The 6483-nt window shown below is 41.7% G+C and carries 5 protein-coding genes; 1 reads left to right on the top strand and 4 read right to left on the bottom strand.

What is annotated here, in order from left to right; genetic code table 11:
* Positions 1–489: 489 nt before the first annotated feature.
* The 3 genes from ACRCJ0_RS08410 to proB all read right to left on the bottom strand — a co-directional run bounded on the left by ACRCJ0_RS08410 (position 490) and on the right by proB (position 3753).
* Complete coding sequence (locus ACRCJ0_RS08410; RefSeq protein WP_431390163.1) at positions 490–1488, bottom strand: asparaginase; 999 nt, start codon at positions 1486–1488, stop codon at positions 490–492.
* Between the two features lie 100 nt (positions 1489–1588).
* Positions 1589–2857: a glutamate-5-semialdehyde dehydrogenase gene (locus ACRCJ0_RS08405; protein ID WP_431390162.1), complete on the bottom strand. Its 1269-nt coding sequence runs from the start codon at positions 2855–2857 to the stop codon at positions 1589–1591.
* Positions 2858–2949: 92 nt separating this feature from the next.
* A complete protein-coding gene (proB, locus tag ACRCJ0_RS08400; RefSeq protein ID WP_026466469.1) occupies positions 2950–3753 on the bottom strand; it encodes a glutamate 5-kinase in 804 nt (267 codons plus the stop codon).
* A gap of 159 nt (positions 3754–3912) precedes the next feature.
* On the opposite strand from proB, the gene ACRCJ0_RS08395 reads away from it, so the two are divergent.
* Positions 3913–4929, top strand: coding sequence for a M15 family metallopeptidase (locus tag ACRCJ0_RS08395; RefSeq protein ID WP_431390164.1), 1017 nt, complete (start codon positions 3913–3915; stop codon positions 4927–4929).
* 88 nt (positions 4930–5017) lie between these two features.
* Here ACRCJ0_RS08395 and ACRCJ0_RS08390 read toward each other — a convergent pair whose 3' ends face one another.
* The gene (locus tag ACRCJ0_RS08390; protein ID WP_417893543.1) at positions 5018–6271 is read right to left on the bottom strand and encodes a diaminopimelate decarboxylase family protein; all 1254 of its coding nucleotides are present in this window, start codon (positions 6269–6271) and stop codon (positions 5018–5020) included.
* Positions 6272–6483: the final 212 nt, after the last annotated feature.

The following is a 6483-nucleotide window of genomic DNA, read 5'->3' as shown; positions in this document are numbered from 1 at the left end:
GACCATTGATTTACTAGGTGAAAAGGTCATTCCTGAAGTGAAGAAATATACTAAGAAAAACTAGTGATTTCTGAATTGAAAAAAATTCGAAAAACAACTAGTTTAAATCAACGATTGCAATCTAACATTATGAATATATAAAATTACAAGGAGCTGTAAATCACAAATTCAGCTCTTTTTCTTTGTGTAAAAGAATACAAACCACTATTAAAACCGTTATCTTTTTGCTGTATAATTCTCATCATAAGGACTTACAACAACATCTGCAAAGTGAATATTCAAATAAGGTTGACGAAAATGGGATTTGTGCATCACCCAATTATGTACCAGGATACGATAAAGAATTGTACGTGGATCGTTCTTGCACTTATGAAGACTGGCAAGGAAACAAATACGGATAAAGCTACCAACAAATCTAAATCGAACAAAAAACATCTAATTAAATAAGGAGCACCTAAATATTATAAAATGGTGCACCTGCTTTATTTTTTATTTCAGATAGTCATAATCAATAGGTCTTTGAATCATAGCTTTGAAATGGTCAAAATCTTCCGAATTCCCAAGCGCCCACATAGCCTTCATAACTAGGGCTTCGCTGGTAATGTTGGCTGTTTCAATAATATGATTTTCCCCTAAAATAGACTGGCCAACTGCATAAACTTCATAATCAGACCCTTCCATTGGGACCTGTGTGGTTAAAATCACATATTTCCCTTGGTTAACGGCTGCCCGAATTTGCCCTGCATAATCAAGAGCACTCAATTGCGGAATCCCACCAATCCCAAAACCTTCAATAATGATCACATCCACCATTTGACAATAGGCTTCGATGACTTGAGCAGGAAGGCCGGGAGTTAATTTAATCAAGCCTACGCGCGGATTCAGTTGGTTGTAGAATTTAACTGGCCCTAAATCACTAGATTGATTTAAGATAGGTAAAACCCTTTGTGACCGGACAACTGCCCGGTTGGCGAAATCAATGGTCTGGAAAGCTTGGTAAGACCGCGACCGGACTTTGCGCGACCGGGTGCCCAGTAAGACCTCCCCGTGGAATACAATCGATACGGCGTAGGCCTGGTCAGAAATGGCATAGGTTACGGCGTCTAGGATATTTTTCACGCCATCATTACCAATTTTTGATAGGGGCACTTGTGACCCAGTAAAGACAATTGGTTTGGCGCTGTTTTGAACCAGGTAAGATAGGGCAGCAGCCCCGTAGGCCATGGTATCTGTCCCGTGCACGACAACAAATCCGTCATAGGCCTCGTATTGGTCCTGGATAACTTGGGCCATCTGCAGCCAGTTTTCCGGTTGCATATTGGTTGAATCGATAGACAATAGGTTGACTGCCTCATAAGTAAAGTCTAACCCAGAAGACGCTAGGATTTCAGTCAGTTCTTGGTTGATAGTCCCGGCAACGAGCCCGTGGTCGGAATCGTGAGCCGAAATCGTCCCACCAGTCAGTATAAATAAAACGCGCTTGGTCATGAAATGCTCCTTATTAAAAATATTTAAGCCCATTATAACACGAAAAAGCGTACCAGATAGAATCTCATCCAGTACGCACATTTCTGTTATCATATGGTAATTACTGACGGATTTGCCCATCCCCATAAATTACATATTTATAAGTCGTTAAGGCTTCAATCCCCATTGGTCCGCGGGCATGTAATTTCTGAGTTGAAATCCCAATTTCCCCACCGAAACCAAATTTATCGCCATCTGTAAAGCGCGATGAGGCATTCACAACCACTGCAGCAGCATCAATATCATCCACGAATTGACGAGCTATAGAGTAGTCTTGGGTTACAATCACTTCCGTATGGGCAGATGAATAAGTTTGGATATGTTCAATCGCTTCATTGTAGCCAGAAGTCACCTTAACTGCGATTTCATAAGCCAAGAATTCCGTCGCATAATCTTCCTCATTGACAGGTAAGATATCGATTTTCCCTTGCAAGATTTCACGCGTTCTTTGGTCTCCGTGCACCACGACCTTGTCTGCTTTAAAAGATTCAACGATTTGTGGCAAAAAGGCTTCTGCGACTTTTTCGTCGACGAGTAGGTTTTCTAAAGCATTACATACTGAAACCCGCTGTAGCTTGCCATTTTTCAAAATGGCTAAAGCCTTATCTAAATCAGCCGCTTCATGCACGTACAGGTGGTCGTTTCCGATACCTGTCTCAATTGTTGGCACAGTCGCATTTTTCACGACATTTTGAATCAAGGCTGCACCACCACGTGGAATTAAGACATCCAAATATTGATTCATCTGCATAAATTGAGTCGCTAAGGCCCGGTCAGGATTATCGATCAAGTTGACCGCATCTGTAGTGACGCCAGCTTCAGATAAACCAGCTTTAATGGCTTCAATAATGGTCAAGTTGGATTGAATCGTTTCGCTACCCCCACGCAAAATCACGGCATTACCCGCTTTAAAGGTTAGGGCAGTAGCGTCTGCTGTTACATTTGGACGTGATTCAAAAATAATCCCGATAACCCCAAGAGGTACACGTTTCTTCCCAATCTCAATACCATCTTCTGTAAACCACATTTCATCCGTTTGCCCGATAATATCCGGCAAATTCGCCACCTTTTCAAAACTAGCGGCCATATCGTCAATCCGGCTTTCAGTTAAGGTCATGCGCTCAATAAAGCTTTCGGGGCGTCGACCAGCCTCTCGTGTATTTTCAATATCGGCCTGGTTAGCCGCTAAAATAGCCGCTTGGTTATCCCGTAAAGACTTGGCCATTGCTAGTAAAGCCGCATTTTTTTGTTGGCTTGGCAATTTGCCTAATTCTCGTGAAGCCACCTTTGCAGCTTTACCAAGATTCACTAAACCTTGTGCATCAATCATGTCTGTACCTCCATTACATTAGAATTATGAGCATTTTCTCATTGTATTCATTTATTATAACCATTTATCTTAAGAAAGGCTATTGGATTCGCTTATTTTGGCATGAAAAGTGTCCCAATTGAATCGCCTTTAACTAAGTCTAAAATCTGCATAGGGTCTTCAGATGACATAATCACCGTCATTTGTCCGGATTTTAAAGACTCATTAGCAGCTGTTAATTTCGTTTCCATTCCACCAGTTGAAAAAGCCGAAACATCACCCTTAGCCATATCCATTAAATCGTCAGTCACCTCATGCAAGACATCAAAGCGAACCGCATCAGGATTTCGCTTCGGATTGTCATCATAAAAGCCGTCTACATCTGTTAGGAATATCAACAAGTCCGCGTCCATCGTCGAAGCAACCAAGGCAGATAGGGTATCGTTATCACCAAAACGGGTTTGGTGGTCCATTTCATCAACTGCTACCGCATCGTTTTCATTGATAATCGGTAAGATTTTTTGACCTAGTAAGGCATTCATGGCATTTTTGTAGTTGTTGTAAGAATCCGGGAAGTCGATAATGTCCCGTGTTAACAAGATTTGCCCGATAAATTGGCTGTAGTAGTTAAACGACCGACTATATAAATTCATTAAAGCTACTTGTCCAACAGCGGCAGTCGCTTGCTGTGATGCCATATCGGTAGGTCGGCTAGTTAAGCCCATTTTGACAGAACCAACACCAATCGCACCCGAGGTTACAAGGATTACTTCCTTACCCTCTTGAATTAAGGTAGAAAGGGCCAAAGCTAGGCGGTCAATCCGGTTATAATTGATTTGATTTTGACTATTCAAAAGAGAATGTGTCCCAATTTTCACAACAATTCTCTCTGCGCTTAAAATTCCTTCACGATTCATCTCATTCATCCTCATCTAAAAATTTTGTATATTAAAATTAGTTTTACTCTTTTTTAATCGAATTGAAATCTTACTCTGTTATTATAGCATAGAGGACCTGTGATTTTTAGGCAGGTAAAAGAGAAATGGGAAAAACGAGGAGTGACTTAAGTGTTAAAAATGAATATCAGTCTATTTAACAAGGCCTACATCGCCGTCGTCTTGGCCTTTATTTTAGCCATCGGCGCGTATGATGTCAGCTATAGTAAGACCAACGCCGAAACAGAAACCACCACAAACCAGCCCACAGATACAAAAACCACTGAAGAAAGTGCCTCTTCAGATGATGAGAAAAAGGCTGAAGCACGTAAAGCTGAGTTGGCAGAAACTATCACCACGCCAGTCTCATCAAACGCCACGACCGATGAAGAAGCCAGTCAAATGGCCGAATTTTCAGCCGACTATGCAGATGATATCCAAACTTATTCTGTGAAGGATATCGCAGCAAATATAGCTGCTACGCTGGAACTGGACGAAACTGCAGCCATGGCCCAGTTGCTGACAGACCTACCTAAAGAAGTTGATGTAGATTCAGCACAATATCAATTAGTCAATAAACTTAACCCATTACTTACCGAACCAGTGATGGATTTTGCTTATGCAAATTCAGGGAAAGCATATAACGCTGCAATCACAGACGCTTATACTGCACTAATTGACGGAGCTACAGATGCTGGATATACACTTGCTACTATTTCTGCTCACCGAACAATTGCTTACCAAGCGCAAAATGTGGAGAATGGTTTTCAAGATTACTTAGCGCAAGGCTATTCAGAATCAGAAGCGCGTGACCTAACAAATGCTTATTTTGCACCAGCTCAAGCCAGTGAACATTCAACTGGACTAGCCTTTGACTGGTTAGGAACTGAATGGACAGGTGTCGGTGGCAGTTTAGATGAGGCGTATGCAGACCAACCATCAGCTCAATGGCTCTCAGAAAATGCCCAAGATTATGGCTTTATTTTACGGTACCCACAAGGAAAAGAGCAGATAACGGGGTATAGCTTTGAGCCATGGCACTACCGTTATGTCGGTGTAGAAGCTGCGCAATATATCACTAAGTATGACATCACATTAGAAGAATTCTTAGCCCTAGTAAACTATCAAACAGCATTAACAGCAGAAGGATTAGTTTAAAGGGTTGACTTCATTGTGAACAAATTAAAAGAATACAGCAAAAAGCGCCCGAACATCATGATCGGGCGCTTTTTACTGGATATTATTTTTAGAAATTAAAGTCCATTGTTGCAAAGTAGTCTTCTGGTGTTTCTGGACGACGGATTTGTTTAAATGTGCCGTCTTCTTTTAACATGACTTCTGCTGAACGTAATTTGGCGTTGTATTGGTAACCCATTGAGGCACCGTGGGCACCAGCGTCGTGGATCCAGATATAGTCGCCAATATTTGTTTTTGGTAATTGACGGTCGATAGCGAATTTATCGTTGTTTTCACATAGACCACCTGTTACATCGTATGTTTGGTCGGCAGGTTCGTCTTCTTTGCCTAAAACAGAGATGTGGTGGTAAGCGCCGTACATTGCTGGACGTAATAGGTCAGAGGCTGATGCGTCTAATCCTAGGTAGTCTTTATAAGTGATTTTTTCATGCAGAACTTTGGCTACTAAACCACCGTTTTCAGCTAACATCCAACGACCTAATTCGGTAAAGATGGCAACGTCACCTAAGCCAGCTGGCTCCATAATGTCTTCGTATGCTTGGCGCACACCGTCACCGATGATATCGATGTCTGCTGGTGTTTCTTCTGGTTTGTAAGCAACCCCAACACCACCTGATAGGTTGATGAAGGCGATGTTTAGATCAGTTTGGTCTTTTAATTCAACCGCTAGTTCAAATAAGGTACGTGCTAATTTTGGATAGTATTCGTTTGATGTCGAACCTGAAACTAAGAATGAGTGGATACCGATGTTTTTCACGCCGTAGTCTGCTAATTTTTGGAAGGCTTGGCGGGTTTGTTCTGGTGTCATACCGTACTTGGCGTCACCAGGGTTGTCCATGATGCCGTTCGCAACTTCGAATGTCCCACCTGGATTGTAACGGATACAAACAGTTTCTGGGAATTCACCTACGTGTTCTTTGAAGAAGTCGATATGGGTGATGTCATCGAAGTTGATGATCGCACCAAGTTCAGCCGCTTTTTTGAAGTCCGCTGCAGGTGTTACGTTAGATGAAAACATGATGTCGTGGCCAGAGAAACCAACTTTGTCGGCTAGTACAAGTTCTGTATAAGATGCACAGTCGACGCCCATGCCTTCTTCTTGCATAATTTTCAATACGTGTGGATTTGGTGTAGCTTTAACTGCGAAATATTCATGGAAGTTAGGGTTCCAAGAGAAAGCTTTTTTAAGACGACGACAGCGGTCTCTGATACCGGCTTCATCGTATAAATGGAATGGTGTAGGGATTTCAGCGGCAATTTCTTCAACTTTTGCCAGGTTGGTAAATGGACGTTTGTTTTGCATGAATTGTTGTCTCCTTTAAATTTAATCTTACTCTCATTATGAAGAAAAAGGGAGGTTTATGCAAGCCTGGAATCCTTAACTAGGTATGGCCTTATAAAAAAGGCAACAATATGAAAAATCTATGTGAATTGACTTGACAATTTTTTTAATTAAATCTATGATAATGCTATTGAAAGACGCAACTAGATGAACGACAGCCATATTCGAGGGGT

This window comes from Aerococcus sp. L_32 (assembly GCF_050689315.1).
Note: the sequence above shows the minus strand (reverse complement) of the source record. Positions and strands in the feature narration are given on the sequence as shown.

Bases quoted from the DNA above. Each gene is read 5' to 3' on its own strand.
- ACRCJ0_RS08410 (WP_431390163.1), bottom strand. From the start codon at position 1,488: ATGACCAAGCGCGTTTTATTTATACTGACTGGTGGGACGATTTCGGCT.
- ACRCJ0_RS08405 (WP_431390162.1), bottom strand. From the start codon at position 2,857: ATGATTGATGCACAAGGTTTAGTGAATCTTGGTAAAGCTGCAAAGGTG.
- proB (WP_026466469.1), bottom strand. From the start codon at position 3,753: ATGAATCGTGAAGGAATTTTAAGCGCAGAGAGAATTGTTGTGAAAATT.
- ACRCJ0_RS08395 (WP_431390164.1), top strand. From the start codon at position 3,913: ATGAATATCAGTCTATTTAACAAGGCCTACATCGCCGTCGTCTTGGCC.
- ACRCJ0_RS08390 (WP_417893543.1), bottom strand. From the start codon at position 6,271: ATGCAAAACAAACGTCCATTTACCAACCTGGCAAAAGTTGAAGAAATT.